Here is a 25,714-nt window from a genome sequence, read left to right on the forward strand (position 1 = left end):
TTCTGTTTAAATAATTCTTTTTTGAGAGATCTTTGCCATTTCTAAACAACAGAAAATTATAACAACAAAGACAATGAATTAATTATATGAAATTATTCTAAAAACGATAGTCTTGAAAGGATAACGATTAACCTTAATAATGTCGCTTGAACCTTCAAAAGATATGACCTCTTATGTATAACCTACTCCATGCCCATCATGATGCGACCTCTCCAGATGGAGAATTGATCTCCCAGTTGAAAAAGCTTTCTCCAAATGTCTATCAGGGAGAGATCCTGATTCAAAATATCCCCGAATATTTTTTAGGCTTTCATCTACCAAAACACTGCGTAAGGGTAAATTTAAAAAGTTCTTTAGCTCAACTAGGAATCGAGGCAATTTTAAATCACCTAGAACTAAATAAAGCACGAAAAGAAGCTCGTCTAGAAGTCCTCTTCGTTAGCCAAGATCCTATAGCCACTGCCATGTTAGATCTTCTAGAACCTGGGAGCTTTGTCTGCAAACTCTTTGCTGCTGACGATCGCCGACTGGTACGTTCCCCTTGCTATCTCAACAGAATGTTTACCCACTCAGATCGTACAGGATCCCCGCTCTTGCGCTTTGGTAAGAAATTAGAACACTTTATAACCCTAGAAATTATTGACGACCGACTTGTAGTCTTCCTTCCAATTCTTGCGGGAACAATCTGTTATGAGGATACTATTTATGGTTTTCTTCCTCTCATGAGCAAATCTCTAACCCGTCCCCATCTAAAAATACGTAAGTTCCTTTCTCTATATCAAGTTTTAGAAAAGCGAGAACCCCTCCCTGAAAATCACAAAATTTTGCTTATTAAAACAGAACCCCTACATATCCGGACAGTTTTTGCAAGGGTTGTTCAAGACCTACTTCCCAAAGGACTTCGTCACACTGCAGCGGATATTCTAGAACCGACAACACAAGAATCTGGGGATATTTATGAGTTCTATGGAAATACTTCAGAACCCATTCAACGAATTCCTTTAGAATTTTTCACTCTCGAGCCTTATAAAGAACATTCATTTTTCTTCTATAGAGACATGCTTCAGGAAACCTTAGAGTCCTCTGAGGAAATATTCCGTGTTTTTGATTCTGCCCCTCAAGGAGTAGAGAAAACTGCTATGTTTATTTCGAAAGGTAGTGAACTCCTCGATCTCTCAGAAGATTCATGGATCATCAAACCTTTAACTTCTTTACCAGACGAAGAGAATGTTGGTGAAATTCAAAACTATATTGAGAATGAGCCCTGCTTTTCTTTTTTAAAAGCTATGGAAACTGACTTTATCACAAGCCAGGGAGTTTTTTTCTGCCGCTATTTCCCTTCTGCATGGCTGAAAGGAATGTTTCTTTCTAACTATGCTCGTCATTATCTCCAACGTGTTTATTTCCAGATTCCTTCTGCAAATCACAAAGAATTTTTCTCCAATCGAGATCGGTTCTTCCTTCTCGATCTATACTTGGCAGGAATTTCTGTATTCTGGGCAGATTTAGATTCGAAACGCCTCCTGCAATATGTAAAACGCCGAGATAAAGATGTTGGCATGTTTGTTCCTAAGTACCAAGCAGAACAGTTTGCTCAATCTTACTTTATAGGAATTCATGGTTCTCAGCTTATTGTTGGAGATTACGATGATTTCCTAAGAGAACTCCTGATGGGGATGAATGCTCTTTCCCATCAATTCATTATCCCAGGATTCCCACCACTCACACCTCTGGCTATCCTTACAGGTGGAGGTTCTGGAGCCATGGAGATTGCTAATCGTGTAGCTACGGAGCTCTCCATACTTTCTTGTGGTAATCTAATTAGCCTAGACACTACTAACCGCTACGTAGAAGCAAAAATGAGTTACGATCTTTCTGCCCTTTTAGAACGTCAGACCGACTTTCACGTAGACCTTGCTATATTCGTTATTGGAGGAATGGGAACAGACTTTGAACTACTTTTAGAACTCATTAGCATCAAGACAGGAAAAAAAGCTCTCGTCCCTGTTTTCCTCATTGGACCTATAGACTACTGGAAATCTAAAATTACAGCTTTATATAACATAAATAATGCTGTAGGGACAATTCAAGGTTCTGAGTGGGTACACAACTGCCTATTTTGCCTATCCTCAGCAAAAGCAGGGATTGAAATCTTTAGTAAATACCTCAAAGGCGTACTCCCTATAGGTCCTGAACATCCTGTCCCTAAGGAGGGCTTTGTTATAATTTAGAACCCATAGGTCAGACGAAAGCCATAATAATTACAAGGTTCACGAACAAATTGACCTTCTTTAGAAAATCCCTGGTGGTATTCTAAGACAGCTCGAATTTTTCTACCAATTTCCTGAAATTTAGCCCACTCCATACCTAAAACATAACTTTGATCAAGGCCAAATTTTTGCTCCTCCCAACAACGAAAATGCATAGCAAATATAGGTTGAGCATGCAAGTTTCCTTCTCTCAAACCAAAAGGTCGAAGTTCGGCACCCCATTCACAGTAAAATGGCCGCTCAGGAAAGGAAAGATCTCTGCTAACAATGTAACCACAACCGACATAAAGTCGAATCTGCGGTGTGTAGCGTAAAGAAATAAAAAAATCCACTCCCTCATCACTCAAATTAAATCTTGGGAAGTTAGGATGTGTAAGAATAAACTCATCTCCTAAATGAGATGAGAGATGCCATAAACGAATCCTAAAACTCCATTTGTCTAAAGCGCCACTCCACAATCCTGCAACAAAAAAGTCTGAGTTCACCATACAGGATTCAGGGTGATCTAAATCAAAAACAGAGAACACCCCTCCTTGTATTCCAAAATCACAATCCACATGAAATCGAGAAATATCGAAGAGGCGAAGAAAAACAAAATCTCCTCCAAATACTGTTGCACCCACTCGGTTTCCCACTACTTTTTCGTTAAAACGAATGCCAGCACTATTGGTAACCTGGCGAGGATCTGCAATCAATGGAGAAAATAAGATGGTATTTTGCGGTAACCATACCCCTTCCTTACCACAGAAAATCGGTGTGCCCAAACTTTTTTCTTTAGGAAGACTTGGATGGTCTACAGATGGTCTCATGACACAGTCACGATAAGAGCGCTCGCAAATTTCTACAGATGAGATAAAGGGAAGATCTCGAACAAAACTTACAATCACTTCTGATAAGCTTGAATCTACAGGTAACGAGAAAAGATACGCCCGGTCTTTTTCAATAACGACCTGAGCACGACTATCTAAAAAGTGCATGTCCAAAAGAGACTGCACATAACCCGTAAGGTAACAATCATTTTCGTAACACCAAAGATTTTCTGGAAGCTGATCTGAGCGCAAAATAGATTTGTTTTCGTATTTGCAAGCAGGACAAGAAGATTTCTCCTGAGCTTTAGCAATCGTAAAAAGTGCCAAGAAGCCAAGTAATGAACCAAAACAATAATGCCAAGAACGAAAAGCTTTTCCCATTGTAAGGTCAGTCTATAGAAAAGAAAGTATTTATTTCGCAATACTCGATAGCAATGCTTAAAACCAAGAGATTCCCTTTATTTCCATTACAAAGAGCAAAAGAAAAACTAACTAGAATGCATAACAGTCCTAAAATTCTAGCCAATTCCAAAAATTTTTCTGCCTATACTGATGTCCTTATCTCTAAAAACTGTGTGTCAAAAAATCTCTCTGTCTTAACCCTTATACTTTTTCCGTCCATAGTTCTATAACAATTGAAATTACAATTTTATTACAGCCCGGATCTTTCCAATGTTTAAATAAGGAATTTCTATCTCTATAACTGTCATAGGGAATTAATCTTACAAGCACCTGAAAATTTAATAAAAAATTCACAAGTTAATCGTGATAAACAAAATATAAAAATCTGTGAAGTCTTTTAAATCAAAACAATGCAAGTATATCTTAATAATTATATGCAACCAAAAGGAACTATTTCTCCGCTAGAGAGAGTTAAAGAAAAATCACAAAATGGCTGTCCAAAAAGATAAGGCTTTCTTAAGATGTCTTTCTAAGTAAACAAAAATCTTATCCAGACTTATGCGTAGAAACCCCCACTTTTTTCTTCTGAAGCCCCAATATCTATTTTCTGAAATTAGTAAGAAACTTACCCAGTTCCGCAACGAAAATCCTCTTATTCCTATTATAGATCTTTCTATAGGGGACACCACACAACCTCTGAACCCTTCCATCACTCAGGCAGTTAAAGACTTTTGCATCTCTCAAGAAGAACAAGAAACCTATCGGGGATATGGCCCTGAAACAGGTCTAGAAAAATTACGGGAAAAAATCGCATTGGAAGTCTATACAAATCGGGTCTCTCCTGAAGAAATCTTTATTTCTGACGGAGCTAAACCCGATATCTTCCGTCTGTTTTCTCTTTTTGGTACAGAAAAAGTTCTAGGTTTACAAAATCCTGTCTATCCAGCTTATAGAGATATTGCCTATATCACAGGCATCAAGAAGATTATCTCTTTACCCTCAAGCAAAGAAACCGGATTTATTCCAGAGCTTCCAGAAGAAAAATCTATGGATATTCTTTGTCTATGCTATCCTAATAACCCAACAGGAGCGATACTTACCTTTAAACAACTTCAATTACTTGTAGAATACGCAAATCACCATGGGATCGTTGTTATTTTTGATGCTGCTTATAGCACCTTTATTTCAGATCCCAGTCTGCCTAAAAGTATTTTTGAAATCCCCGAAGCTAAATATTGCGCTATAGAAGTCAATTCTTTTTCTAAGCCTCTAGGATTTACTGGCATGCGCCTAGGGTGGAATGTAGTCCCTAAAGAACTTACTTACGATAATGGGGATTCTATTATCGATGATTGGAAACGACTTTTTGCAACTACATTTAACGGAGCTTCTCTTGCTATGCAAGAAGCAGGCTACCGCGGCCTTGACTTATTCCCCACACCCCCTTCAATCGCGATTTATTTACAAAATGCTCATCAACTTAAGAAAAGTTTAGAAATTTCAGGCTTTTTAGTTCATGGTGGAGACCATGCTCCTTACCTTTGGGTCGAGCTTCCTGAAGAAGTCTCTGATGAAGATGCTTTTGATTTCTTCTTAAATCAATATCATATTGCTGTAACTCCAGGTTACGGTTTCGGTACATGTGGGGAACGGTTCGTACGTCTCTCAGCCTTTGCAGAGCCACAAAATATAACATTAGCTTGTAAGCAGCTCCTTACAAATCCACTACATAATAATACCATGGTTCTTGTATGATTATTCTACGTAGACTCTCTCAGTATGTATTTTTCTTTTCATTACTTTGCTCTTTTATCTATGTAGTGACTTGTGGCTCGCAAGGAGTTGACGCCTCTTCTCCTAAAATTGCAATTTTCTTATCCTTCCCTCACCCTCTATTAGAAGATTGTAGTCAAAGTTGCATAGACACTTTGAAAGATTTTGAAAATCTTCCGGAAATTGTCCTTCTAAATGCTGAAGATAGTGTCGTAAAAGCACGAAAAATCGCTCGTTCTTTACATACTGATAAAAATATAATTGCTATTATAACTTTAGGGACCATTGCCACTAAAGTTATGAGCCATATTGAAACCAAAAAACCAGTGATCTATGCTGCGGTTCCTGATCGTGAAACTCTAACACTTCCGGAAAACAACACCAATATCTATGGAGTTAATGATAATTTAGATGTTAACCAGTACTGCTTCGCCATACAAGCCGTTGCTACTAATGCTCAGTCTATAGTTTATTTAAAACCTTCCGAACCCTTCCCCTCTGATCTTCAAAAGGAGATTGTAAAGAAGCTCAATGCCTCAGGAATTGAGGTCATTGAAATTCCTATTACAAGCAGTACTTTTAAAATGCGAATACGCCAAGCTATCGATAAGCGCCCCTCAGCAATTTTTATTCCTCTTTCGTCACTTCCCTATAAAGAGGGCACCGCGTTTCTTCAGGAGATCGTGAAAGAAAGAATCCCAATTGTTACAGACGATATTTCCTTAATTGCTGATGGAGCTTGTATAGCCTGTGGTGTAGACTACAAAAAATCAGGACAACAAATCGGACAAATTGTCCGTCAAATACTCTATAACAGTCATGACATAGAGGGTTTACGTAAACTCATTGCTCAATCCTTATCACCAACAACAACGTTTAATGAAGATATCATTAAAAACTTAGGGATCAAACTTCATAAAACGGAACGTAATCACTTTTTATCTTTCAAAAATAAAAAATCCTCAGAAAAAATTGAGAAGAAAAATTCTGTTGTGAGTTAACGTTATGCATTTTTAATCCAAGAAAAAATGATATCTTGAACTTTATTGGGAAGGAGAAATTTCTTGTTTCGAGAACTTTCCCCTGAAATTAAGGTGACATCACGCCTAGGAAGAGATAAAGTCTTTGCTAATAAAGAAATCACAGCATCGTTAGCTCTACCTTTTTCTGGAGCTTCCGTAACACGGACCTTCAAAATCTCTCCGTCAAAGCCCATAATTTTATTCTCTCTGGCCTTTGGAGTGACTTTCACCTGAAGAACCCACGAATTATCCAAAATAACCTTCTGAGATATTTAGACATCCATTAGTTTCCTTCAACCACTCGGCTAAAGTATGTAGACAAATTCTTGGGGCCCAATGATACTTCAATACTCCTTGAGCAAATCCAGGACCTGCAATATCATAATTTTCGCTTTTAAAGAATTTTTCTACCCTACAAGAATCCAAACCTATGAAAGGTTGGCTACTAACAAATAAAACGCGTCCTGAAAAATCTTCCTGATACGAACGAAATAAAAGCAAAGTATCTTTACGATTTGCAAACAAACGATCTTCAGCTGGTTTTGCAACAAGAAAAACAACTTTAAATGCAGAAGGATTGTCTCTCCATGCTGTAGGTAAGAGCATTTGCGTCCAGACAAACTTGGCTATTTCCTCTTCAGAAGCTGGAGTTGAATGATTCTCCTGTTGCCAATTATCTTCCATCGGAAAGGGGTTGTAACGAGAATCAAAGAAATGTTCCTGCTCTTCAATGGACTTATAGCGTCCCCGCTGCCCACAGAGGAAAACAATCTTCTTAAAACGTACTCCTCGCTGCCATTCCCGAATTAAAAAATCTAAGCGCTGACGCAATGCTGGCAAAGGACCACCAAAAATTACAGCACAATCATAGGTTGCAGAATATGCAGGTAATGCTTGCGTCATGTGTAATAAGGAAAGATCATTATAAAAAGCATGCTCATCGTGGAGTTGACAATTAGAAACCAAATCTCCAGAAAAACGTTCTTCAGGAGAAAGAATCCAAGTAGATGTAGATTCTATTAAATCTTCAATAGCTTCCGCTTCAGGGAGACCGCAAATTTCTAATAAACGATTGATCACAGGAACATATTTCTGAACAGAGCACCTTGATTTAGGTTGTGACCAAGGACAACACCCAACAGAAATGAGGGCCATCATTGCAAATAGTGCTACCACCCACCTTGTTTTTTTCCTATTCATAAAGGACGCCCTCCTTAATCAGCAATATCAGACGCCACCATATAACAAAAATTAAAAAAAAACAATAAACAAACAGGCGTAATTTTAACTATAAAAGCAAGATAAAGCTAAAAATAAACCCTATCTATTCTGATTCTGGATTTTATCTTCAGATATCCTTATTTATAAAGATGATTTCTTCTCACCTTCTTGCTGATTTTGATCTCTCAACTCACTACTAGAAGAAAGATTATCACGGTCATCACTATGTGAAGACTCAGAATTTACAGAATCTGAGTCAGGTCTTGTTATCATTTCTTCATCCGATAAGTCCGACCTCTTAGATGGTTGTCCTTTCCTAGCCATAGAAGAACTACTAGAAGAAAACGGCTGCTCTGAAGAGGCGTCAGGATTATGAAACGATGCAGAAGCTTTCCCTCTAGAAAGCAAACCAAGCCGTCTAGCTAGCCACATTAAGACAAAGCAAATGTTGTCGTAGCAAATCGAAATAAAATCTATAAACATAGCCCAAAGCCGACGTAATTCGTTAAGAAGACGTTCGCAATAGCTAAGACTCTTTGTAACTTCAGGATCGCATTGAGGCTTGCTATCATTTAAGCTTGCCATCTTAGCCGACAATTCAGTTACACTAGGCAAGTTCATCTTTTGAAGATGAACATGCATATTTTCGACCACAAGCAAAAGCTTTCCAGCCCCTTTTGCATTAGAAATATGCCAATTTCCATTACCATCTGAATCAAGACCTATTACGCTCAGTTGTCTAAGAACTTCTTTACCATTTTCACATAACTGAAGAAACTGAGAATAATTGACGCCTTGTAACTCACCATGTAGATCTGCTAACTTACTTAAATTGTTTGAAGCAAGCTTCTTAAACTCCAAAACTTCTTGAAGAATAGTATCGTAATTCCTACGAAGCGCCATCAATCGCTCTATAGATTCTTTATCAGTACCACCTGAAGGACTGCTTGTTCTCACAGCAGGTAGCAACTTTTGTAAATTGACTTGCACTTTTTGGAACAGGAGCTGTGAACTCTCAAGATCTGTTAATAGACTTTGTAAACGCCCTACAAGTCCCTCAAGTTGTTCAGAAAATATTTTACTAGAAGCAACATCGGAAACAATTTCGTCAACATTAGGTTGACTTAATGTCTCATCGACCATAGCTCCAGCTCCTTCAAGAACCGGTATCTGACTAACAATAGGAAGAGCCTGAACACGTGTAAAACCTATCTGACTCACAGGAGGAGTCTTGCGATTTTCCTCTGAAGGTTTTGGAAAAAACGGATCTTCTGGAGGAGGAGTTGAAGAGCCTTGATTTATTGAAGTCATAACATCAAATTTTAATAAAATTAAAACATTAATAAATATGAAATTAATTATATTTTGATTTGATTAAATTTTTTAAATAAAAATAGCAAAGACAATTAAAGTTAATAAACGCTATCTCATCTCTTAAGTTAAGAATCTAATGCAAACGATTGATTGAGAAAAATCCCTGTGTTAAGATAGTCTCACTTAGGCAAACCGAAGCCGCTAATTCAAAAGACGCTCAATACAACATCGCAAAAATGTCCAGCTTACAAAAAGATTCATTGCGACGGATCATTCTGAGAATAAGAGTTTTGCTCCATGAAAACTTCCCAACTTTTTTATAAGACTTCAAAAAACGCTAATAAAAATGCTCCTGTTCTTTCGAATGAACTCCTAGAAAAAGCAGGGTATCTCTTTAAAGTAGGTAAAGGCATTTATACCTATACCCCTCTCCTATGGCGCGTGATTTTAAAGATGATGACTATCATTAGGGAAGAGCTCAATGCTATCGGTGGTCAGGAACTTATACTTCCGCTTCTACAAAGTGCTGAACTTTGGGAACATACAGGAAGATGGCAAGCCTTTACCTCTGAAGGACTTCTTTACACTCTTATAGACCGAGAAGAAAAATCCCATTGTTTGGCTCCTACCCATGAAGAAATGATCTGCTCGTTTGTGACCCAGTGGCTTTCAGCAAAGAAGCAACTACCCCTGCACCTGTACCAAATTGCTACAAAATTCCGTGATGAGATTCGCCCTCGATTTGGTCTCATTCGATCGCGTGAACTCCTCATGGAAGATAGTTACACGTTTTCAGACTCTCCCGAACAGATGAATGAGCAATATGAAAAGCTTCGCCTTGCTTATAGTAAGATCTTCGATCGTTTCGAACTTACTTATGTTATAGTTGAAGCTGATGGAGGGAAAATAGGTAAAGGAAAATCAGAAGAATTTCAAGTTCTCTGCTCTTTAGGGGAAGATACTATCTGCGTAAGCGGTTCCTATGGGGCGAATATCGAGGCCGCTGTTGCAATCCCGCCCCAGCACACATATGATCGTGATTTTCTTCCAATTGAAGAGGTCGCGACTCCTGGCATTTCCACAATAGAGTCTCTAGGAAGTTTTTTTTCCATTCCTTTGTATAAAATTCTAAAAACCCTCGTTGTTAAACTGACTTACTCTGATCAAGAGAAATTTATAGCTATTGGAATAAGAGGGGATCGACAAGTGAACCTAGTTAAAGTCGCTTCTAAACTTAATGCCGATAATGCGATTTTAGCATCAGATGAAGAAATCGAACGTGCCCTACATACAGAAAAGGGATTCATTGGTCCCCTAAACTGTCCTATAGATTTTTTCTCTGATGAAACGACAGTCCCTATGACTAATTTTGTTTGTGCAGGAAATGTTAAGGATAAACACTACGTAAATGTAAACTGGGATCGCGACCTTCCTCGTCCTGAATATGCTGACTTTCTCCTTGTGGAAGCGGGAGACACCTGTCCAGAAAATCCTGCTACTCCTTACCAAATTTATCAGGGAATCGAGGTTGCCCATATTTTTAATTTAGGCACACGTTATACGCAAAGTTTTGACATTACCTTCCAGGATGAAGAAGGAGAAACACAGTTCTGCTGGATGGGAACCTATGGGATCGGGTTAGGAAGAACTCTGGCCGCCTGCGTAGAACAACTCGCCGATGACCGCGGTATCGTATGGCCCAAGGCTTTAGCTCCTTTCTCTATCACCATCGCATTTAATGGAGGGGATGCTGTATCTCAAAAGCTTGGAGAAAAGCTCTATAACGACTTAAAAGCTGAAGGTTATGAGCCTCTCCTTGACGATCGTGATGAAAGACTTGGATTTAAACTTAAAGATAGCGATCTCATCGGCATTCCTTATAAACTGATTTTAGGGAAATCCTATCAATCTTCGGGAATGTTCGAAATCGAATCACGATCTGGAGAAAAATACGTAGTTTCTCCAGAAACCTTCCTTGCTTGGTGCCAAAGTTACCTAGTATAGATGTTAAATGTCCGCTTTTGTAAGGAGTGTTAATTTAGCATTCGCCATAATCGAGTGCTAAATTTTCTTGACCTTGAGTTCCCCTTTTACTATAATGCTCTCAGTTACGAATGTTCTAGTAGGACTCGAAATGGCTAGATCTAAAGTCTCAAAACGCGATTCAAAAGTGCTCGACATTCTTTTTGCGACAACAGAATTGTATCTGAAAACAGGTCAGCCCGTTGGATCTAAAACTTTAAAAGAGAGCTTTTGTTCTGATTTGAGTACAGCAACCATAAGAAATTATTTTGCAGATCTCGAAATTGAAGGATTTCTGAAGAAAAATCATACATCAGGAGGAAGAATTCCTACAGATCTCGCGTTACGTTACTACGTTGATCATCAAGAAGAGTTCCCTGAAACAGAAATACCTTGCCCTGTCCTTGATAAAATTAACCAACTTCCTACTGAAAGTCGGAATATTATCAAAGATCTACAAAAGGTCACAGAACTTCTTGGAGAAACCCTTGACTTACCAACATTTTTTTCTTCTCCACGATTTGAGAATGATGCGGTAACAAATATCCGAGTTACACAAGTTGACGAACAAAGAGCAGTAGTCATCCTTTCTACTGAGTTCGGTCAAATTTTTACAGATATTCTCTGGTTACCTGAAACGTTCGATATTGTTTCTATTAAACGTATAGAAAACTTCCTACAAAGCTATATCCGAAAGATTCCTCCAAGCGAGGAACTTTCACAAAAAGAAGAAAACCTGAGCATGTCGCTCTACAATGAGGTTGTGGTCCGTTATCTGACCCGTTACTGCAATTTTAGTGAAGAAGATCTTTATCAAACAGGGATGTCTAAATTACTCAAATATGAAGCATTCAAAGATCCTGAAGTGCTGGCCTTAGGACTAGCACTCTTTGAAAATCGCAGACAAATGTGCAAACTTCTAAATATAGGTATGCATAAAGGAAGGGCTACAGCATTTATAGGTAACGAACTCTCTGAAATTTTAGGGACTTCCAACCCAGGATGCTCCGTAATCACTATCCCCTATTATATGAATCGCTCTCCCCTAGGCGCTTTAGGCATCTTAGGCCCAATCAATCTTCCCTATAAGGAAGCTCTTCCTATGCTGAAGTTATTCGCGAATAAAATCAATGAAACCTTAACACAAAGTTTTTATAAATTTAAACTATCTTTCAGAAGACCACGTACTTCCAAATTTAAGCTTTCTAATGAACCAACTTTAAGGGCGGAGTACTCTTCTATAAAACTATTACCCTCTAAGGAGACATCATGACAGATACCCCACCCGAGAATGAGGAACAAAATGAAAACAATGTTCAAAGCGAAGTGGAACATTTACAGCAAGAAATTGCCACCCTAAAAACCGAATTAAAAGAGAAAAATGATAAATATCTCCTTGCATTAGCAGAATCGGAAAATTCTAGAAAACGTTTACACAAAGAACGCCAAGAACTTATGCAGTATGCCTTGGAAAATACTTTGCTGGACTTTCTAAATCCTATAGAAAGTATGGAAAAAGCCCTTGGTTTTGCCACACAAATGTCTGACGATGTGAAAAACTGGGCCCTGGGATTCAATATGATTCTCAACCAATTTAAACAAATTTTCGAAGAAAAAGGCATTATTGAATACTCTTCAATAGGTCAAAAGTTTAACCCCTTTCTACACGAAGCAGTCGAAACAGAAGAGACTTCTGAAGTTCCTGAGGGGACCATTTTAGAAGAATTTGCCAAGGGATATAAAATAGGAGAACGTCCAATTCGTGTAGCTAAAGTTAAAGTTGCAAAAACTCCTATGCCCAAAGAAAATAAAGTAGAATAACCCCCAGAAATTAGGTACCAACCATGAGTGAACACAAAAAATCAAGCAAAATTATAGGTATAGACTTAGGGACAACAAACTCCTGCGTATCTGTTATGGAAGGAGGACAAGCTAAAGTAATTACCTCATCCGAAGGGACAAGAACTACTCCATCCATAGTTGCTTTTAAAGGCAATGAGAAGTTAGTGGGAATCCCAGCAAAACGTCAGGCTGTAACAAATCCAGAAAAAACTCTTGCCTCTACAAAACGCTTTATTGGCCGTAAGTATTCTGAGGTCGCTTCTGAAATCCAAACCGTCCCTTATAAAGTTACTTCTGGAAATAAAGGTGATGCTGTTTTTGAAGTTGATGGCAAACAATATACTCCAGAAGAAATCGGCGCACAAATCCTCATGAAAATGAAGGAAACTGCAGAAGCCTACCTCGGTGAAACTGTCACTGAAGCTGTTATTACTGTGCCTGCTTACTTTAATGACTCTCAAAGAGCATCAACAAAAGATGCTGGACGCATTGCAGGTCTAGACGTGAAACGTATCATTCCTGAACCTACAGCAGCTGCTCTTGCCTACGGTATTGACAAAGTTGGTGATAAAAAAATTGCCGTTTTCGATCTTGGAGGAGGAACCTTTGATATTTCTATCTTAGAAATCGGTGACGGAGTCTTTGAAGTTCTATCCACAAACGGGGACACTCATCTCGGTGGAGATGACTTCGATGAAGTCATCATCCAATGGATGATCGAAGAATTCCGAAAGCAAGAAGGCATTGATCTCAGTAAAGATAACATGGCCCTACAAAGACTTAAAGATGCTGCTGAAAAAGCGAAAATAGAACTTTCAGGGGTCACTTCTACAGAAATCAATCAGCCATTCATCACTATGGACGCACAAGGGCCTAAACACCTTGCATTGACACTAACACGTGCCCAATTTGAAAAGCTTGCAGCTTCTCTAATCGAAAGAACAAAATCCCCGTGCATTAAAGCATTAAGCGACGCAAAGCTCTCTGCCAACGAGATCGATGAAGTTCTTTTAGTCGGTGGTATGTCAAGAATGCCTGCCGTTCAAGAAACTGTAAAAGCACTTTTTAATAAAGAGCCTAATAAAGGAGTTAACCCCGATGAAGTTGTAGCTATTGGAGCTGCAATTCAAGGTGGAGTACTTGGAGGAGAGGTTAAAGATGTTCTCCTTTTAGACGTAATTCCTCTCTCTTTGGGTATCGAAACCCTTGGCGGGGTGATGACTACTCTTGTGGAGAGAAATACTACAATTCCAACTCAGAAAAAACAAATCTTCTCTACAGCTGCTGATAATCAGCCTGCTGTTACTATTGTAGTTCTCCAAGGAGAACGTCCAATGGCTAAAGATAATAAAGAAATCGGAAGATTCGATCTTACTGATATCCCTCCTGCTCCAAGAGGCCATCCACAAATCGAAGTTTCTTTTGACATCGATGCAAACGGAATCCTCCACGTTTCTGCTAAAGATGTTGCTAGTGGTAAGGAACAGAAAATTCGTATTGAAGCGAGCTCAGGACTCAAAGAAGATGAAATCCAAAGAATGGTTCGTGATGCTGAAATCCATAAGGAAGAAGATAAGAAACGCCGCGAGATTTCAGATGCTAAAAATGAAGCTGATAGTATGATCTTTAGAGCTGAAAAAGCTGTTAAGGATTATAAGGAACAAATTCCCGAAACTTTAGTTAAAGAAATTGAAGAACGTGTCGAAAACGTACGTACAGCACTCAAAGACGAAGCTCCTATCGAAAAAATTAAAGAGGTTACTGAAGAGCTGAGCAAACACATGCAGAAAATTGGAGAGTCTATGCAATCGCAATCTGCAGCAGCAGCAGCGGCATCAGCAGCCAATCCTCAAGGCGGACCTAACATTAATACAGAAGATTTGAAAAAACATAGTTTTAGTACAAAACCTCCTTCAAATCAGGGTTCTTCTGAAGAACATATCGAAGATGCTGACGTAGAAATTGTTGATAACAATGATAAATAATCACTCTTTTTAATCTAAGTTTCTTAACTCCCGTCCTCTTAAGAGGACGGGATATTTTCTCTTATAAACCAAAAATTCGTTTCACTCTATTCACTCATTGGCTGATCAAGCAGTTGCAATAACAGAGCTTCTTTAGTACAATTGGCTGTGAATTTGAGATGGCCTCTTTCATAAGAACAAAACCCTATTATTAAAGGGAAAATCTTGTTGGGTCGCTCATTTTATGATTGAAGCTGCGGGATTTCCCGTTCAATGTCTTAAAATTATAGGCGGAATCTAGTTGTTAAAAAAATCAAAAAGAAAACCGGTGAGAAAAACTTACAATAGGTCCTTGAAAAATTTTATTCCAGGAACGTTGTTTGTTCATGCTAAAAAAGGTTTCGGCTTTGTTTCTCCTGATAATCCCGAAGAATATCCTTTTGACATCTTTGTTCCAGCTCGAGATCTACGCGGAGCCTTGGACGGTGATCACGTTATTGTTTCCGTCCACCCCTATGCAAGAGATGGACAGAAAATTAAAGGTACCGTCAGCGAAGTGCTCTCGAGAGGAAAATCTACCTTAGTGGGGACGATAACTTCATTAATCACCTCCACGTCAGCACTTGCCTATACTACCATGGCAGGATCTCAATCACTAGTTCCTATCCAACTACTTCCGGAAAGAACATATAAAATTGGTGACCGCATTCTCCTTGGAACTCCCCCTTGGACTGACAAGCCTGACCAAGGCGCTTCTTCTCCACTACAAATGCTTGAGTTTATTGGTCATATCTCTGATGCTAAAACAGATTTTCTAGCAATTCAAGCCGAATATAATCTCCCTGAGGAATTTCCTCCAGAGGTCATCCAAGAAGCAAGCTTTTTCTCTCAGAAACATATTAGCCAGGCTCTACATTCACGAAAGGATCTTCGAGACCTCGTTTGCTTCACTATAGATTCCTCAACAGCTAAAGACTTCGATGATGCAATCTCCCTGACTTATGATCACGATAACAATTATATTCTTGGCGTACATATTGCAGATGTCTCCCACTATGTTATTCCCCATTCTCAACTAGATAAAGAAGCCGCTAAACGGTGTAACTCGACTTATTTCCCTGGCAAAGTCATTCCCATGTTACCCTCAGCACTTTCTGATAATCTCTGCAGTCTTAAACCCAATGTAGACAGACTGGCTGTATCTGTATTTATGACGTTCACAAAATCAGGGCACCTTTCAGACTACCAGATTTTCCGTAGTGTTATCCGAAGTAAATACCGAATGACCTATAATGAGGTTGATGACATCATTGAAAAAAAGCAATCCCATCCCATTTCAAAAATCCTCTATGAGATGGCTGATCTAACCAAAAAGTTCTCTGATATTCGTGAAGAACGAGGCTGTATTCGCTTTGTCCTCCCTTCTTTCACTATGTCTCTAGATAACCTTCAAGAACCCACAGCACTTATAGAAAACCATCAAACCTTCTCCCATAAACTCGTCGAAGAATTCATGCTCAAAGCAAATGAAGTTGTGGCCTACCATATCTCCCATCAAGGCGTCCCTCTTCCCTTTCGTAGCCATGAACCCCCTAATGATGAAAATCTACTTGCCTTCCAAGAACTTGCAAAAAATATGGGCTTTGACATCACCTTTACTCCTACACAAGAACCTGATTATCAATATCTTTTACAGACATCATCTGCAGGTCATCCCCTCGAGCAAGTCCTGCATTCTCAGTTTGTTCGCAGCATGAAAACAGCCTCCTATTCTACAGAAAATAAAGGTCACTATGGACTAAAGCTGGACTACTATACCCACTTTACTAGCCCAATACGTAGATACATCGATCTTATTGTTCATAGACTGCTCTTCAATCCTCTATCTATAGACCAAACTCACCTTGAATTGATTGTAAGAGCATGTTCTACAAAAGAAAGAGTCTCTGCAAAAGCAGAAAATGCCTTTGAAAATCTTAAAAAAACTCGATTCATAAACAAATTTTTAAAAGAACAACCTAAAACCATATATCACGCTTATATCATTACCGCAAATCATGAAGGACTCTTTTTTATAGTGACAGAATTTTGCCATGAAGGATTCATTCCAGCAGCGGAACTTCCTAAAGAATACTCCTTAAAGAAAAATAATCTTCCAGAAACTTTACCAGATAAAATGAAACCCGGAGCCTCCTTACAAGTAACTATCGATTCAGTAAATCTCCTCACACAAAAAATCTCCTGGTCTATAGTTACAATCACAGAAGGCGAATCTAAGAAAATAAAAAAGCCATCTTCTAAGAGAAAAAAAACAAAAAAAAGAGCTTCTTAATGTGTTAAAAGAAAGTTTTTTCTTGTCTGAGGATGTCATTACTCTAGCCCAAGAACTTCTAGGGCACAAACTCATCTCAGAAGATAATGGAAAAGTCACCTCGGGATATATTATAGAAACCGAAGCCTATCGTGGTCCTGACGACAAAGCATGCCATGCCTATAACTATAGAAAAACTCTTAGAAACGCAGCAATGTACCAAAAAGGTGGTTGCGCCTATATCTACCGGTGCTATGGTATGCACCACTTATTCAATGTAGTTACTGGACCTGAGGGGACTCCCCATGCTATCCTCATCCGTGCTATACTGCCCGACCAGGGCGTAGAATTGATAATCAAGCGCCGCCGATGGGAAAATAAACCCCGATATCTTCTCACTAACGGACCTGGAAAAGTATGCCAAGCTCTGGGCATCTCTTTAGCAAACAATATGCAACCCCTTACCACTCCTAATCTTTATATCAGCAAAGAAAAAATCTCTGGAACCCTAGTAACAACTCCTAGAATTGGGATCGATTATGCCGAAGAGTATCGTCAGGTTCTATGGCGATTTCTTCTATCCCCACAATAGTAGCCAAGAAAAGTCTTATCTTAAATAATCCTAACCTCTGTATAGTGAAGAAATCAGCTCTCATTTCCTCATATTCTGTAGGATAATCATGAAAAAACATTTTATCACAGGACTCGTTATTCTGCTCCCTCTAGCAATTACCATTGCTGTCGTTACTATGATCATGAATTTCCTCACCCAACCTTTTGTTGGCCTAGTCTCAGAATTCTTTGAGAAATTTAGCTTCTATGCTAAACACAGAGCTCTTTTAAAATTTGGATTGCAAATCATCCTACTCTTTGGTCTCTTTTTCGCTACAGTCCTCTTAGGATTTCTCACAAGAATTATGATTTTCAAGTCAGTACTTTCTATCTATGATAAAATCTTACACCGCATTCCGATTATCAAGACTGTGTATAAGGCCGCACAACAAGTCATGACGACTATATTCGGATCCAAGTCAGGATCCTTCAAACAAGTAGTTATGGTCCCTTTCCCAAATACAAATATTCATTGCATCGGTCTTGTTGCTGGAGATGCACCAACAGTATGTTGTACAGGACAAAGTGAAGATGATCCTCTTGTTACCGTTTTTATCCCCACAACCCCAAATCCAACTTCAGGATTTCTTACCCTATTCAAAAAATCTGATATCGTATTTCTAGATATGAAAATTGAGGATGCTTTCAAATACATCATCTCCTGTGGAGTCCTCTCAACGCCCATGGCATGTCCTTCTTCACCGATCTCCAATAACCTATATAAGGATGAGGGTGCTTAAAAGAAGCCATCTTCTTGAAAAAAAACTCTTCTTTTACTATCCTCTTTCTTATAAAGTACTCCGTATCCTCCATTTCTATTGTCTGGAGAAATTAAAAAATTCAATATCGAGTTATTTATGACACGAATGAGTAAGCAAGCTCGGCGCAGGGCAAAAAGTCCTAAGAAACGCAAACCCAAGTATGCCATTGTGCATCCAGCGCCAGCTCCAAGAATTGCGTATAAGGTGCATCTTAGTGCATTGAGTAGTGATAGTGTTTTTATCCCAAAAATAGGTTAATTGCTAGAGTAAAGTTATGTCTCGACATCGTAGTTATGGTAAATCTGTGAAAGGGGTTACCAAAAGAAATGTTCTTAAGCGTTTTGAGCGAGTAGAAGTCTTACGTAAGCTAGGCCGTTGGAGCGACACAGCGAAGAAAGTCACAGGCTTGCCTAAGACTCCTATTTTAAAATAAATTTGTTCTTTTCCTCTGTAGAAATTTGATTCATCTAATGCAGGACCAAATCAAAGTACATGTCATTAATGACCAAACATGTATGTCTATCGATTTGGTATCTGCAGAAAATTTGGTTCTTACACTTTTAGCTTTTTTACAAGTGACAACAAATGAAGTATTCGTCTACTTTCTAGAAGATCAAGCACTTGCAAAGCTGCACAATGAAATATTCGGGGATCCTTCTCTTACCGACACGATTACTTTACCTATTGATGCTCCAGGATGTCCAACCTATCCTCATGTTTTAGGGGAAGCCTTCATTAGTCCACAGGCAGCTCTTAGATTTTTAGAGAAAAAGTCTTCAATAAGTGAAGATATTTATGAGGAAGTTTCTCGATATCTCGTCCACTCTATTCTTCATATGCTTGGATACAGCGACACTTCATCGGAGGAGAAAAGAAAAATGAGAGTTAAAGAAAATCAACTCCTATGTATGTTAAGAAAAAAAAATGCCTTGCTAACAGCTTAACATGCTCTACGTTTTTTTAGCCATACTCTGTATACTCTTGTTCTTTGCTTTCGGGCTTACTGAACAATCGTGCCATGGATCCTCAAAATTTCTAAAAAACCTACAGCAACGCTTCTTCAAAGATAAAGGTAGAGAGTACCCATTATTCCCCAGTGCACCTACAATTCTTGTCTTTTTCCTATCTATTTTCTATGGAGTCCTTGGCACTAAAATTTACACTACCCTCTCACCAAAAATCCCCTACAAAGATATGCTATTCTGGACGTTATATCCCGTAAGTGCTCTTATAGCATATGGATTCCTACCTACATGGCTATCTATAAAATTACCTAAAAAAACCACAACCCATTTACGCTTTATAGCTTCAGTATTACAGCTTTGTCTCTTTCCTCTACAACTTGTATTTTGTAGACGTGATCCCAAACAACACGCACGATCTTCAACATCGTTTCAAAGCCAACTCTCAGAAGCCCTTTCTGCTTTTGATAATCTTATCGTTCGTGAGGTAATGATCCCTAAGGTAGATATCTTTGCCCTGCCTGAAGAAACTACATTAAAAGAAGCCTTACTACTCGTGAGTGAAGAGGGCTATAGTCGTGTTCCTGTCTATAAAAAAAATTTAGACAACATAACAGGTGTCCTTCTTGTTAAAGATCTATTCCTACTCTATACAAGCAGTCATGATCTCAGCCAACCTATAGCCTCGGTAGCAAAGCCTCCATTTTATGCGCCAGAAATTAAAAAAGCATCCTCTCTGCTCCAGGAATTTAGGCAAAAGCACCGCCATCTCGCCATCATAGTTAATGAATACGGTTTCACAGAAGGCATCGCTACGATGGAAGATATCATCGAAGAAATTATCGGAGAGATTGCAGACGAACATGATGTCCAAGAAGATACCCCCTATAAGAAAATTGGTAACTCTTGGATTGTAGATGGAAGAATGAACATTTCTGATGCTGAAGAATACTTCAACTTAAAAATAGATCATGAAAATAGTTATGATACTTTAGGAGGACATGTCTTTCATAAAGTCGGCGCTGTTCCACAGAAAGGAATGCGCATCCATCATGAAAATTTTGATATAGAAATTATTACCTGTACAGAACGGAATGTTGGGAAACTAAAAATCACACCAAGAAAACGTAAATTCAATATCTCCTAATAAATTCAATATCCTAAAGATTATTCTCTACTATTTTTATTCTCTCATCATCATTTATTATCCATCAACATCAAGATGCTAAATCAAAGCCAATAAAAATCTCTTGGCAAAAAAGTTGAAAATTTATCAGAGTGACAACTTAAGCCCCCTACAGTTAGAGGAACTATCTAGATGAGTGACATCCAAAAAGAAGAACGCGGTTCGACAACAATCTTTCATCTCCACGGAAAACTCGATGGAATTTCCTCTCCAGAAGTGCAAGAAAATATCTCTCAATCTCTAGCAGCAGGATCGAAAAACATTATTTTAAATTGCGCTCATCTAGACTATATGTCTAGTGCAGGGATTCGAGTATTGTTGCAAAGTTACCACCAAGTAGGACAACATTCTGGAAAAATTGTCTTAACTACAGTTCCAAAAACTATAGAACAAACCCTCTATGTCACAGGATTTCTTTCCTACTTTCAAATATTCAATAGCGTAGACGAAGCTATACAAGCACTAAACAAAGACGGGGATTGAGAAAAACCTCACTATTAGTATATGATGGGGCTTTTAAGTCATATAAAATCTCCCTCTTACTATGCGACGATCTGTTTGTTACGTTAATCCTTCCATAGCTCGAGCAGGGCAAATTTCCACTTGGAAATTTCTTTATTCTCTGGCTACACCACTCCCCGCGGGCACCAAATGTAAATTTGATTTAGGAGGAAGCGGGAAACCAACAGATTGGGAAGCTCCATCAACAGATCTTTCTCAAACTAAAAATGTAATTTATGCTGAAATGCCTGAAGGTGAAATCCTCGAAGCCACTGCCATCCCTGTAAGACATAATCCTATCCCACAATTCGAGTTCACTCTACCCTATGAACTCCAAGTAGGAGAAAATCTTACTATTGTTCTTGGAGCCCCTCCCAATGATTCTCAAGTCGATCATATTGGGAATGGAGCTCAGCTTTTTGCACAGCGTCGCAAGCCTTTTTACCTTTATGTTGATCCTACGGGCCAAGGAAACTATGATGAACCAGATGTTTTTTCGATGGATATCCGGGGAAATGTCTTAAAAAAAATAGAAATCTTTACCCCATCCTATGTTGTTAAAAATAAACGATTCGATATTACAGTAAGATTCGAAGATGAATTCGGCAACCTAACTAATTTTTCTCCTGAAGATACCCGTATCGAGCTTTCCTATGAACACCTGAGAGAAAATTTAAACTGGCAACTCTTTATTCCAGAAACAGGATTTGTTATTCTTCCTAATCTGTACTTCAATGAACCAGGAATTTATCGCATCCAATTAAAAAATCTCTCTACCCAAGAAATCTTTATTTCGGCTCCTATCAAATGTTTCCCTGACTCCGCTCCTAATCTTATGTGGGGACTTCTTCACGGAGAATCTGAACGCGTAGACTCAGAAGAAAATATTGAAACATGTATGCGTTACTTCCGTGACGATCGCGCTCTAAATTTTTACGCTTCCTCATCATTCGAGAACCAAGAAAATCTAACTCCAGATGTTTGGAAACTTATTAACCAAACAGTCTCTGACTTTAATGAAGAAGATCGCTTCATTACACTATCTGGATTCCAATATAGCGGAGAACCCCACCTCGAAGGCATCCGCCATATCCTCCATACTAAGGAAAACAAGTCCCTATCGAAACATAAAGATTATAAACATGTTCCTTTAGCTAAACTCTATAAAAGCACCGTTAATCACGACATAATTTCCATTCCTACATTCACAGCTTCTAAAGAACACGGCTTTGACTTTGAAAATTTTTATCCAGAATTCGAACGAGTTGTAGAGATCTACAATGCCTGGGGATCTTCAGAAACCACAGCAAATCTAAATAATCCATTCCCAATTCAAGGTAGAGACTCCGAAGATCCTCGGGGGACAATCATTGAAGGACTGAAGAAAAATTTACGCTTTGGCTTTGTTGCAGGAGGCCTTGACGATCGAGGAATCTATAAACATTTCTTTGATTCGCCCCAAGTCCAATACCCACCTGGTTTGACCGCAATCGTTTGCAATAAATACAATCGTGAGTCACTTGTGGAGGCTTTATTCGCCCGTCATTGTTATGCTACAACGGGACCTAGGATTGTACTTAGCTTTAACATCACCTCAGCGCCTATGGGTTCTGAACTCTCTGCAGGCTCTAAACCTGGGCTCCATGTCAACCGTCATATCTCTGGACATGTAGCAGGCACGGCGCTACTAAAAACTGTGGAAATCATTCGTAATGGCGAGGCCCTTCATACCTTCTTTCCTGAAAGTAACAACTTTGATTACGAATATGATGATATGGTGCCCCTAAATTCAGTCACCCTCAAAGATCCTAACGGCAAAACACCTTTTGTATTTTATTATCTTAGAGTGACTCAAGTAGATAACGCAATGGCTTGGAGTTCCCCAATCTGGGTGGATTTAAACTAATAAAGTATCCTACCAAAGGTCTCTTATGATGACGCTTTTTCTTATTGTTTGCTGTGCAACAGTATTGTTAGGATTAGGTATTGGTATTCTGTGTTTAGGCTCCCATTTACTTGGTAGACCCCTTTCTAAGGGATGTCAAAAACCAGATTGCTGCCAAAAAAAACCATGCGACAAAACAGAAGGCTGTGATAAAAAGTCCCTAGAGAATAGTACACCTAGATATTCATCGCATGACGACGTACCTCCCACAGCCTCCTAAGGTTTCCCCTCTATACCCTATATTTGAAAAGCTTACTTCTCAAGAACGCCTAAATGGAGAAGACGCTCTACAACTTCTTCTTCTGAACAATAAAAAAGATCAGCATACCCTTTGGAATTTTGCGGATAAAATTCGCAAACAACGAGTTGGTGATACTGTATACTATTCTTCAACCCTATATCTCTATCCTACCAATTTTTGCGATTTCAACTGTAAATTTTGCGCTTTCTATGCAAAACCCGGCGATGCTAAAGGATGGCTGCATTCTCCAGATGATCTTCTACAGCAGATCCGCAATGTAAAAACCCCTATCACCGAAGTGCATATTGTAGGAGGGTGTTATCCTGCTTGTGATCTTCAATACTATATTGACCTATTCGGTAAGATCAAACACCATGCCCCTCAGATCCATATTAAAGCCCTTACTGCTATTGAATATGCTTATCTTTCTGATCTTCATAAAATTCCTATTAAAGATGTTCTTTCCACATTAAAGAATGCTGGTCTTGATTCTATGCCTGGAGGAGGAGCTGAAATCCTTGTCGATAAAATACGCCATGTTTTAGCACCGAAACGGCTATCTTCCTCAGACTTTCTGGAGATCCATAGAACTGCTCATAAACAGGGAATTTATAGTAATATCACTATGCTTTGCTATCATACAGAATCCGCCGAAGACTTAATTACTCACATGATAAAAACTCGTGACTTACAAGATGAAACCCAAGGATTTAAAAACTTCATAATCCTAAAATTTGCACAAGAAAACAATGTCCTAGGCCAAAGATTACGAAAACTCAGACCTGTTCATACAATTCCTTTAGAATCTTTAATGGCAACGGCTCGGTTATTCCTAGATAACTTTGATAATATGAAGGCCTTATGGAATTACTTAGGCATAGATACCGCTCTATACTTACTTTCGTGTGGTGCCAATGACCTTTCTTCAACACATATGGGAGAAAAAGTCTTTCAGATGGCATCATCTCAAAAACCTATAAAAATGGATATTGAGGGCATGGCAGCTCTCATAAAAAAACAAGGGAAAATACCGTGTCTGACCAATTCGAAAGACGTATAAACTTCGGCTGCGTAAATTATATTAATTCATTTCCTTTTTCTCTTGAACTTGTAAAAAGAGAAGATCTTCGGTGTGTTCTCGCGCCTCCTGCACAACTCCTTGCCTTGCTAATCGATGATAAACTTGATGTTGCGCTCACTTCTTCACTAGGAACCATCTCTAACAATTTAGGTTACATCCCAGGATTTGGAATAGCAGCGCACCAACAGATTCTGAGTGTAAATCTCTATGCAGCACCTACATTCTTTACTGCATCTCAGCCTCGTATTGCTGCAACTTTGGAAAGTCGTTCTTCTATAGGACTATTTAAAGTTCTCTCTAAATATCTCTGGTGCGTCCCAACTCCCCATATTTTAAGGTTTCCAACCACAAAAGTGGTCAGACAAACTCCTGAAGATTATGACGGCCTGCTTCTGATTGGAGATGCTGCTTTAAGCTATCCCGAAATCCCGGGATTTATAACACTTGATCTTGCTTCAGGATGGTACGAGCTCACCAAACTTCCATTTGTATTTGCTGTTCTCCTTCACAACACTTCTTGGAAAGAGAACCCTCTTCCGAACTTAGCTCTAGAAGAAGCACTAAAACGCTTCGAGTCCTCACCTGAAGAGGTTGTGCGGAAAGCCCATGAACACACAGGGCTAAATCCATCCCTTCTTAAAAAATACTATACCCTTTGCCATTACCGACTCGGAGAAGAACACTACGCAAGCTTAAAAAAATTCAGGGAATATTATGGAATCCTTTACCAACAAGCTTGATTGTAAAACAATGTTTGATGCCATAGCCACTAAATATGATCGCATCAATGCAATACTCTCTTTAGGAATGCACCATTTATGGAACCGCTCTTTGATCCGCATGCTAGGGGCTGAACGATCGCTTTTAGATCTCTGTACAGGAACAGGAAAAGTCGCCAAACAGTATAAGATAACCTACCCTAAATCGCTGATAACACTCGTTGATTCCTCCTCAGAAATGCTCAATATTGCGAAGCAACATCTTCGGGAAGATTCTTATTTCTTTATTCTGGGAGATGTTGCTCAACTTCCGATAGAAAATAACTCCTATCCCTTAGCTGCTATGGCCTATGGTCTAAGAAATCTCCCTGACCCCTATAAAGCCTTACAGGAAGTTGCCCGAGTCCTTACACCCTCAGGAAGACTAGGAATTTTAGAACTTACCCTTCCAGTAAAAAGAAGCCCAATCTATCTCGCCCATAAACTCTATTTACATACCGTTGTCCCCTGGATTGGAAAACTTTTCTCGAAAGATCCCTACGCTTATAAATATCTCAGTACGAGCATACAACAACTTCCGCAAGATCACAATCTTGAAGATCTATTTCTAAAATCAGGATTTTATCTAAAGAAAAAGAAAAAGCTATTTTTAGGAGTAGCTACTATCTGGTTATTACAAAAAAAATAAATAATACTTGTCATTAGAAGCTTTTATTGGAGAATTAAGGATAGCAGGAAGTTGTAATTATACTTGAA

At 38.9% G+C, this 25,714-nt stretch carries 24 protein-coding genes; 20 read left to right on the forward strand and 4 right to left on the reverse strand.

Annotated elements, in window-relative coordinates:
• Positions 1 to 173: 173 nt before the first annotated feature.
• The gene (locus C834KP_RS02215) at positions 174 to 2,231 is read left to right on the forward strand and encodes an LOG family protein (protein ID WP_108896570.1); all 2,058 of its coding nucleotides are present in this window, start codon (positions 174 to 176) and stop codon (positions 2,229 to 2,231) included.
• Here C834KP_RS02215 and C834KP_RS02220 read toward each other — a convergent pair.
• Positions 2,228 to 3,460: a DUF1207 domain-containing protein gene (locus tag C834KP_RS02220; RefSeq protein ID WP_231911702.1), complete on the reverse strand. Its 1,233-nt coding sequence runs from the start codon at positions 3,458 to 3,460 to the stop codon at positions 2,228 to 2,230. The genes C834KP_RS02215 and C834KP_RS02220 overlap by 4 nt on opposite strands.
• A gap of 579 nt (positions 3,461 to 4,039) precedes the next feature.
• Between C834KP_RS02220 and C834KP_RS02230 the strand changes: the two genes are divergently transcribed.
• Together C834KP_RS02230 and C834KP_RS02235 are read left to right on the forward strand one after the other, a co-directional pair.
• Positions 4,040 to 5,236 carry an LL-diaminopimelate aminotransferase gene (locus C834KP_RS02230; protein ID WP_108896572.1) on the forward strand — a complete coding sequence of 399 codons (1,197 nt, stop codon included), beginning with the start codon at positions 4,040 to 4,042 and terminating at the stop codon, positions 5,234 to 5,236.
• Entirely contained in the window at positions 5,236 to 6,255 is a 1,020-nt protein-coding gene (locus C834KP_RS02235) for an ABC transporter substrate-binding protein (RefSeq protein WP_420808682.1), read from the forward strand. The genes C834KP_RS02230 and C834KP_RS02235 overlap by 1 nt, the downstream gene beginning before the upstream one ends.
• A gap of 2 nt (positions 6,256 to 6,257) precedes the next feature.
• Here the strand turns inward: C834KP_RS02235 and C834KP_RS02240 are convergent, their stop codons facing one another.
• From C834KP_RS02240 to C834KP_RS02250, 3 genes are all read right to left on the reverse strand, one after another.
• Positions 6,258 to 6,530 carry a DUF167 family protein gene (locus C834KP_RS02240; RefSeq protein ID WP_108896574.1) on the reverse strand — a complete coding sequence of 91 codons (273 nt, stop codon included), beginning with the start codon at positions 6,528 to 6,530 and terminating at the stop codon, positions 6,258 to 6,260.
• Positions 6,523 to 7,476: a hypothetical protein gene (locus tag C834KP_RS02245; RefSeq protein ID WP_108896575.1), complete on the reverse strand. Its 954-nt coding sequence runs from the start codon at positions 7,474 to 7,476 to the stop codon at positions 6,523 to 6,525. The genes C834KP_RS02240 and C834KP_RS02245 overlap by 8 nt, the downstream gene beginning before the upstream one ends.
• A gap of 162 nt (positions 7,477 to 7,638) precedes the next feature.
• On the reverse strand, positions 7,639 to 8,808 hold the full coding sequence (locus tag C834KP_RS02250; protein WP_108896576.1) for a CT392 family protein: 1,170 nt from the start codon (positions 8,806 to 8,808) through the stop codon (positions 7,639 to 7,641).
• 300 nt (positions 8,809 to 9,108) lie between these two features.
• Between C834KP_RS02250 and C834KP_RS02255 the strand changes: the two genes are divergently transcribed.
• From C834KP_RS02255 to ubiE, 17 genes are all read left to right on the forward strand, one after another.
• Positions 9,109 to 10,815 (forward strand): proline--tRNA ligase, encoded by a 1,707-nt coding sequence (locus C834KP_RS02255; protein WP_108896577.1) that lies wholly within the window; start codon positions 9,109 to 9,111, stop codon positions 10,813 to 10,815.
• A 94-nt stretch (positions 10,816 to 10,909) separates the two neighbouring features.
• On the forward strand, positions 10,910 to 12,106 hold the full coding sequence (gene hrcA, locus C834KP_RS02260) for a heat-inducible transcriptional repressor HrcA (protein ID WP_108896578.1): 1,197 nt from the start codon (positions 10,910 to 10,912) through the stop codon (positions 12,104 to 12,106).
• Positions 12,103 to 12,654 carry a nucleotide exchange factor GrpE gene (locus tag C834KP_RS02265; RefSeq protein WP_108896579.1) on the forward strand — a complete coding sequence of 184 codons (552 nt, stop codon included), beginning with the start codon at positions 12,103 to 12,105 and terminating at the stop codon, positions 12,652 to 12,654. The genes hrcA and C834KP_RS02265 overlap by 4 nt, the downstream gene beginning before the upstream one ends.
• A gap of 23 nt (positions 12,655 to 12,677) precedes the next feature.
• The gene (dnaK, locus tag C834KP_RS02270; RefSeq protein WP_108896580.1) at positions 12,678 to 14,660 is read left to right on the forward strand and encodes a molecular chaperone DnaK; all 1,983 of its coding nucleotides are present in this window, start codon (positions 12,678 to 12,680) and stop codon (positions 14,658 to 14,660) included.
• Between the two features lie 280 nt (positions 14,661 to 14,940).
• On the forward strand, positions 14,941 to 16,971 hold the full coding sequence (locus tag C834KP_RS02275) for a ribonuclease R family protein (RefSeq protein WP_108896581.1): 2,031 nt from the start codon (positions 14,941 to 14,943) through the stop codon (positions 16,969 to 16,971).
• A gap of 1 nt (position 16,972) precedes the next feature.
• The gene (locus tag C834KP_RS02280; RefSeq protein ID WP_108896582.1) at positions 16,973 to 17,542 is read left to right on the forward strand and encodes a DNA-3-methyladenine glycosylase; all 570 of its coding nucleotides are present in this window, start codon (positions 16,973 to 16,975) and stop codon (positions 17,540 to 17,542) included.
• Positions 17,543 to 17,630: 88 nt separating this feature from the next.
• Positions 17,631 to 18,302 carry a DUF502 domain-containing protein gene (locus C834KP_RS02285; protein ID WP_108896583.1) on the forward strand — a complete coding sequence of 224 codons (672 nt, stop codon included), beginning with the start codon at positions 17,631 to 17,633 and terminating at the stop codon, positions 18,300 to 18,302.
• Positions 18,303 to 18,419: 117 nt separating this feature from the next.
• On the forward strand, positions 18,420 to 18,581 hold the full coding sequence (locus C834KP_RS05375; RefSeq protein WP_108896584.1) for a hypothetical protein: 162 nt from the start codon (positions 18,420 to 18,422) through the stop codon (positions 18,579 to 18,581).
• A gap of 16 nt (positions 18,582 to 18,597) precedes the next feature.
• Positions 18,598 to 18,756, forward strand: coding sequence for a small basic protein (locus tag C834KP_RS02295; RefSeq protein WP_108896585.1), 159 nt, complete (start codon positions 18,598 to 18,600; stop codon positions 18,754 to 18,756).
• A 37-nt stretch (positions 18,757 to 18,793) separates the two neighbouring features.
• Complete coding sequence (gene ybeY, locus C834KP_RS02300; RefSeq protein ID WP_108896586.1) at positions 18,794 to 19,267, forward strand: rRNA maturation RNase YbeY; 474 nt, start codon at positions 18,794 to 18,796, stop codon at positions 19,265 to 19,267.
• 1 nt (position 19,268) lies between these two features.
• Complete coding sequence (locus C834KP_RS02305; RefSeq protein WP_108896587.1) at positions 19,269 to 20,432, forward strand: transporter associated domain-containing protein; 1,164 nt, start codon at positions 19,269 to 19,271, stop codon at positions 20,430 to 20,432.
• A gap of 171 nt (positions 20,433 to 20,603) precedes the next feature.
• Positions 20,604 to 20,954 (forward strand): anti-sigma factor antagonist, encoded by a 351-nt coding sequence (locus C834KP_RS02310; RefSeq protein ID WP_108896588.1) that lies wholly within the window; start codon positions 20,604 to 20,606, stop codon positions 20,952 to 20,954.
• Positions 20,955 to 21,015: 61 nt separating this feature from the next.
• Positions 21,016 to 22,878 carry a DUF3604 domain-containing protein gene (locus C834KP_RS02315; protein ID WP_108896589.1) on the forward strand — a complete coding sequence of 621 codons (1,863 nt, stop codon included), beginning with the start codon at positions 21,016 to 21,018 and terminating at the stop codon, positions 22,876 to 22,878.
• A gap of 25 nt (positions 22,879 to 22,903) precedes the next feature.
• Complete coding sequence (locus tag C834KP_RS05380) at positions 22,904 to 23,137, forward strand: hypothetical protein (protein ID WP_108896590.1); 234 nt, start codon at positions 22,904 to 22,906, stop codon at positions 23,135 to 23,137.
• The gene (locus C834KP_RS02325) at positions 23,109 to 24,218 is read left to right on the forward strand and encodes a CofH family radical SAM protein (RefSeq protein ID WP_108896591.1); all 1,110 of its coding nucleotides are present in this window, start codon (positions 23,109 to 23,111) and stop codon (positions 24,216 to 24,218) included. Before C834KP_RS05380 ends, C834KP_RS02325 begins: the two co-directional genes overlap by 29 nt.
• Positions 24,191 to 24,979: a menaquinone biosynthesis protein gene (locus C834KP_RS02330; protein WP_108896592.1), complete on the forward strand. Its 789-nt coding sequence runs from the start codon at positions 24,191 to 24,193 to the stop codon at positions 24,977 to 24,979. The genes C834KP_RS02325 and C834KP_RS02330 overlap by 28 nt, the downstream gene beginning before the upstream one ends.
• The gene (gene ubiE / locus C834KP_RS02335) at positions 24,954 to 25,646 is read left to right on the forward strand and encodes a bifunctional demethylmenaquinone methyltransferase/2-methoxy-6-polyprenyl-1,4-benzoquinol methylase UbiE (RefSeq protein ID WP_108896593.1); all 693 of its coding nucleotides are present in this window, start codon (positions 24,954 to 24,956) and stop codon (positions 25,644 to 25,646) included. The genes C834KP_RS02330 and ubiE overlap by 26 nt, the downstream gene beginning before the upstream one ends.
• The last annotated feature ends 68 nt before the right edge of the window (positions 25,647 to 25,714 follow it).

Origin of the sequence: Chlamydia serpentis (genome assembly GCF_900239945.1) — a bacterium.
GTDB classification, from domain to species: Bacteria; Chlamydiota; Chlamydiia; order Chlamydiales; family Chlamydiaceae; genus Chlamydia; species Chlamydia serpentis.

Bases quoted from the DNA above. Each gene is read 5' to 3' on its own strand.
- C834KP_RS02215 (WP_108896570.1), top strand. From the start codon at position 174: ATGTATAACCTACTCCATGCCCATCATGATGCGACCTCTCCAGATGGA.
- C834KP_RS02220 (WP_231911702.1), bottom strand. From the start codon at position 3,460: ATGGGAAAAGCTTTTCGTTCTTGGCATTATTGTTTTGGTTCATTACTT.
- C834KP_RS02230 (WP_108896572.1), top strand. From the start codon at position 4,040: ATGCGTAGAAACCCCCACTTTTTTCTTCTGAAGCCCCAATATCTATTT.
- C834KP_RS02245 (WP_108896575.1), bottom strand. From the start codon at position 7,476: ATGAATAGGAAAAAAACAAGGTGGGTGGTAGCACTATTTGCAATGATG.
- C834KP_RS02250 (WP_108896576.1), bottom strand. From the start codon at position 8,808: ATGACTTCAATAAATCAAGGCTCTTCAACTCCTCCTCCAGAAGATCCG.
- C834KP_RS02255 (WP_108896577.1), top strand. From the start codon at position 9,109: ATGAAAACTTCCCAACTTTTTTATAAGACTTCAAAAAACGCTAATAAA.
- hrcA (WP_108896578.1), top strand. From the start codon at position 10,910: ATGCTCTCAGTTACGAATGTTCTAGTAGGACTCGAAATGGCTAGATCT.
- C834KP_RS02265 (WP_108896579.1), top strand. From the start codon at position 12,103: ATGACAGATACCCCACCCGAGAATGAGGAACAAAATGAAAACAATGTT.
- dnaK (WP_108896580.1), top strand. From the start codon at position 12,678: ATGAGTGAACACAAAAAATCAAGCAAAATTATAGGTATAGACTTAGGG.
- C834KP_RS02285 (WP_108896583.1), top strand. From the start codon at position 17,631: ATGAAAAAACATTTTATCACAGGACTCGTTATTCTGCTCCCTCTAGCA.
- C834KP_RS05375 (WP_108896584.1), top strand. From the start codon at position 18,420: ATGACACGAATGAGTAAGCAAGCTCGGCGCAGGGCAAAAAGTCCTAAG.
- C834KP_RS02295 (WP_108896585.1), top strand. From the start codon at position 18,598: ATGTCTCGACATCGTAGTTATGGTAAATCTGTGAAAGGGGTTACCAAA.
- ybeY (WP_108896586.1), top strand. From the start codon at position 18,794: ATGCAGGACCAAATCAAAGTACATGTCATTAATGACCAAACATGTATG.
- C834KP_RS02305 (WP_108896587.1), top strand. From the start codon at position 19,269: ATGCTCTACGTTTTTTTAGCCATACTCTGTATACTCTTGTTCTTTGCT.
- C834KP_RS02310 (WP_108896588.1), top strand. From the start codon at position 20,604: ATGAGTGACATCCAAAAAGAAGAACGCGGTTCGACAACAATCTTTCAT.
- C834KP_RS02315 (WP_108896589.1), top strand. From the start codon at position 21,016: ATGCGACGATCTGTTTGTTACGTTAATCCTTCCATAGCTCGAGCAGGG.
- C834KP_RS05380 (WP_108896590.1), top strand. From the start codon at position 22,904: ATGATGACGCTTTTTCTTATTGTTTGCTGTGCAACAGTATTGTTAGGA.
- C834KP_RS02325 (WP_108896591.1), top strand. From the start codon at position 23,109: ATGACGACGTACCTCCCACAGCCTCCTAAGGTTTCCCCTCTATACCCT.
- ubiE (WP_108896593.1), top strand. From the start codon at position 24,954: ATGGAATCCTTTACCAACAAGCTTGATTGTAAAACAATGTTTGATGCC.